Annotated in this window: 5 protein-coding genes; 2 read left to right on the forward strand and 3 right to left on the reverse strand. The window is 63.0% G+C overall.

The genetic code is table 11. From position 1 onward, the window contains the following. Nucleotides 1-245: HAD family hydrolase (locus tag ACJWXQ_RS04065; protein ID WP_406672211.1), on the forward strand; the 245-nt coding region annotated here is incomplete at its 5' end. Here the strand turns inward: ACJWXQ_RS04065 and ACJWXQ_RS04070 are convergent. Then, the gene (locus ACJWXQ_RS04070) at nt 242-1,042 is read right to left on the reverse strand and encodes a PhzF family phenazine biosynthesis protein (protein WP_346050868.1); all 801 of its coding nucleotides are present in this window, start codon (nt 1,040-1,042) and stop codon (nt 242-244) included. The genes ACJWXQ_RS04065 and ACJWXQ_RS04070 overlap by 4 nt on opposite strands. Further along, nucleotides 1,039-1,839, reverse strand: a complete 801-nt coding sequence (locus ACJWXQ_RS04075; RefSeq protein WP_406672212.1) for an inositol monophosphatase family protein — start codon at nt 1,837-1,839, stop codon at nt 1,039-1,041. The genes ACJWXQ_RS04070 and ACJWXQ_RS04075 overlap by 4 nt, the downstream gene beginning before the upstream one ends. Before the next feature lie 139 nt (nt 1,840-1,978). On the opposite strand from ACJWXQ_RS04075, the gene ACJWXQ_RS04080 reads away from it, so the two are divergent. Further along, nucleotides 1,979-2,545, forward strand: coding sequence for a cob(I)yrinic acid a,c-diamide adenosyltransferase (locus ACJWXQ_RS04080; RefSeq protein ID WP_346050869.1), 567 nt, complete (start codon nt 1,979-1,981; stop codon nt 2,543-2,545). A gap of 237 nt (nt 2,546-2,782) precedes the next feature. Here ACJWXQ_RS04080 and ampE read toward each other — a convergent pair. After that, the coding region (gene ampE / locus ACJWXQ_RS04085; RefSeq protein WP_406672213.1) for a regulatory signaling modulator protein AmpE at nt 2,783-3,489 on the reverse strand (707 nt) is incomplete at its 5' end.

The raw sequence follows: 3,489 nt of genomic DNA on the forward strand, positions 1-3,489 counted from the left end.
CCGGCACCCCCTGTTTCCGGGAGGGCAAGCTGATCCGCCTGCAGCAATGGCTGGGCGGCAATATCGGGGTACTGGAGTCAGCCCATTTTTACTCTGACTCGCGCAATGACCTGCCCTTGCTGGAAGCCGTGGGGCATCCGGTGGCGGTCAACCCCGATCCGGCCCTGGCCGGTATTGCCCGTGAGCGGGGATGGCCGATGCTCAGCCTGCGGGCGGAGGTTGCCGAGCAAAAACCCGGCGGCTAGGCCGGGACCCGAATGACGCCCTGGAGATAGGGTACCGCCTGGCCGGCAATCTCGACGCGGTCCCCCAGGAGGCGACAGTGCAGCTCACCGCCGCGGCGGGATACCTGGCGGGCTCGCAGCCGCGTGACCTCCAGTCGCTTCGCCCAATAAGGAACCAGAGTGCAATGGGCCGAACCGGTAACCGGATCTTCCGGCACACCCACCCGCGGCCCAAAGAAACGAGAGATAAAGTTGTAATCACCCGTGCCCGGGGCGGTCACGATCACGCCGCGCGCTTCTATGGCCGCCAGCCGGGCCATATCCGGGCGCATTTCGACGACACTGCGAGGCTGACGATAAACGGCCAGAACATCATCCGCACGCAAGACCACTTCCGGCGCCTCACCCAGGGCCTTGGTCAGTGCGGCGCGCAATTCGCCACTACCCACCGCCGGTGGCCGGGCCGGGAAATCCAGGTAGATCAGCCCGCTCCCATCCCGGCTCACGGTCAGGGGACCGGACGCCGAGTCGAAGCGCAGTGACTGAAGGCCGCTGCTGAGCTCATTGAAGATCACCCAGGCCGAGGCCAGGGTGGCGTGACCGCAGAGGTCCACCTCGGTACCCGGGGTAAACCAGCGGATCTGCCAGTGCTCCCCTTCCCCCACCAGAAAGGCGGTTTCGGACAGATTATTCTCCGCGGCAATGGCCTGGAGGATGTCGTCATCCAGCCATCCAGCCAACGGCACAACCGCGGCAGGATTACCGGCGAATACCCGATCGGAGAAGGCATCCACCTGAAAAATGGGCAATTGCATCATGCTGTTTTCCTGTTCCATTGGAGTTGGCGGAGAACACTGTCATGGAGCCGGCCATTGCTGGCGAGGATATGAGAACTGTCCAGACCCAGAGGGCGACCATCCAGACCGGACACCCGGCCACCGGCCTCCTCCACCAACAGGGACAAGGCGGCCACATCAAGAATGTTGACGTCGGACTCGATCACCAGGTCAAGCGCGCCCCGGGCCAGATAATGATAATGGCTGAAATCACCATAACCCCGTGTGCGCTCCACCCGCCCGCTCAGATCACCCAGGCGTGACCAGGCGGCCGGGTCCCGGGCGAGGCTGCGCAAATTGCCGGTGGACAGGTGCGCATCCCGCAAGCCACTGACATGACTGACCTTGATGGGGCGATCATTGAGCCAGGCACCGCCACCGAGACTGGCCCAGGCCGTCTCGCCCATCGCGGGGGCCGAGGAGACACCGACCACGACGCGTCCCCGATGCATGAGGGCAATCTGGGTGGAGAAGAAAGGGGTTCCCCGAATGAAGCTGCGGGTGCCATCCAGGGGGTCCACCAACCACAGCCACTCGGCATCCCGGTCGCCACCGCCGGATTCCTCGCTCCAGACCTGGTGACCCGGGAAGGCTTCACGCAGCACCTTGAGAATGGCGGTTTCGGCGGCAAAATCCACCTCCGTTACCGGTGTGGCATCCTCCTTGAAATGAACCTCCTGGGCACCGTCGCGCATTGCCTCGCGCAGACAACGTTCGGCCGCGTCGGCAGCCTGGCGGGCCGTCTCCAAATAGGCGCTGTAGTCGCTGCTCAAAATCATGCTCCGGCAGATACAAAGGGCACAGAATAGCAAATATGGGCGTCAACAAACGCCCGCCAACCCCCGACGCAGTCCTTGACAGTGACACCGCCGCCAATGACCATTGCGGACCACTTCCCCGGACAGCAGAGGGTCAAAGATGGGCAAGCGGCTGAGCAAGATCTATACGCGAACCGGCGACCACGGTACCACCGGCCTGGGCGATGGCAGTCGAGTGCCCAAGGACCATCCACGGGTGGCGGCTTATGGGACCACGGATGAACTCAACTCCATCATTGGCATGGTGCTGGCCGAGGATCTGCCGGACAGCTTGCGTGAGCCCTTGATTCGCATTCAGCACGATCTGTTCGACCTGGGCGGTGAATTATGCGTCCCTGGCTGGACGGCGATCACCCCGGGCTACACCGAAAGGCTGGAACAAAGCCTGGACGCCCTGAACGCCGATCTGCCGGCACTGGAGGATTTCATCCTGCCCGGCGGCGGTCGCGCCACGGCGGCCTGCCATCTGGCTCGCACGGTCTGTCGGCGAGCCGAACGGGCTGTGTGGACCCTCAAGGGCGAAGAAGACATCAATCCGGAAGTGGCCCGTTACCTCAATCGCCTCTCCGACTGGCTGTTCGTTGCCGCGCGAGTCCTCGCCCGCCACGAGCAGGGCGAGGAAGTCATCTGGCAGAAGGGCTATAGCCAGGGTGCTCAGCAGGACTGACGGCTTAATCGCCAATGGGCTGGTGATTGCGTCATGACTGCGTTCACTCTTATGTCTTGGTGCCGTCCGGAGGCTTTTGATCGCGAATAAATTCGCTCCCACGGTGCCATTAGCGTATGCCGAAGCCCCTGTGGGAGCGGATTTATCTGCGATTTACGGCCGAATCGAAGGCAATCTGCTCAATAACCAGAATACGCCATCAGCCGGCACGGCCCATTCATCGACCACCACTAGTGACTAGGCAAGGCCTACCAGGGTCAGGACGGCCAGCACCGCCAGCCACAGTACCAGTGTTCTTTGCAGCAGGCTCCGGGCGCTACGGACCACAGCCAGCCCAGAATCCTGGGTGCCCGCGGAGATTCGCAGGGCGCCGCAGCCGGTGCAGGAAAGGACGCCCTCGCTGGTCTCGAAAAAGGGCTCGGTGCACTCCTCATAATAGGCCTTCCAGTCGGCAATGGCTTCCTCGAAGGAGCCGGTCAGGGCATAACTCAGGGATAGCAGACGCGCCGGCAGCCAGGCCAGGATTCCTTCCAGCATGATCGCGTACTGAGCGAGTTCGGTGCGGGCATTTTCGCTGTCCCTGGCCTCGCTGCGTCGCAGCAGGTCAGCCACGCGATAGAAGACCGCGCCCGCCGGGCCGAGAATGGCAAACCAGAATATCACCGCGAACAGCCGGTCGTTGGCCCGGACCAGAGCCGCCTCGGTCACCGCTCGATGGACATCATCCTCTGCCGACAGGCCGCTCTCGGATTCCATGATCTCTGCGGCAATGACCCCGGCATCGTGGTCTTCTGCCTGTTCCGGATCATGGGCCTGCAGGTATCGGGCGAGTTGACCGAGGATTTCCCCCGGCCCCAGGCAATACAGCAGAACGATCACGGCCAGGAAAAAGGCCAGAATCTCGGAAAAGCCGGCGAGCAGCCAGATGGCCAGCCAGACCAAGA

Source organism: Natronospira sp. (genome assembly GCF_007134575.1).
Classification (GTDB): Bacteria; Pseudomonadota; Gammaproteobacteria; order Natronospirales; family Natronospiraceae; genus Natronospira; species Natronospira elongata.

Excerpts from the sequence above, each read along its gene's own strand:
- ACJWXQ_RS04070 (WP_346050868.1), bottom strand. The coding sequence starts at position 1,042 with ATGATGCAATTGCCCATTTTTCAGGTGGATGCCTTCTCCGATCGGGTA.
- ACJWXQ_RS04080 (WP_346050869.1), top strand. The coding sequence starts at position 1,979 with ATGGGCAAGCGGCTGAGCAAGATCTATACGCGAACCGGCGACCACGGT.
- ACJWXQ_RS04075 (WP_406672212.1), bottom strand. The coding sequence starts at position 1,839 with ATGATTTTGAGCAGCGACTACAGCGCCTATTTGGAGACGGCCCGCCAG.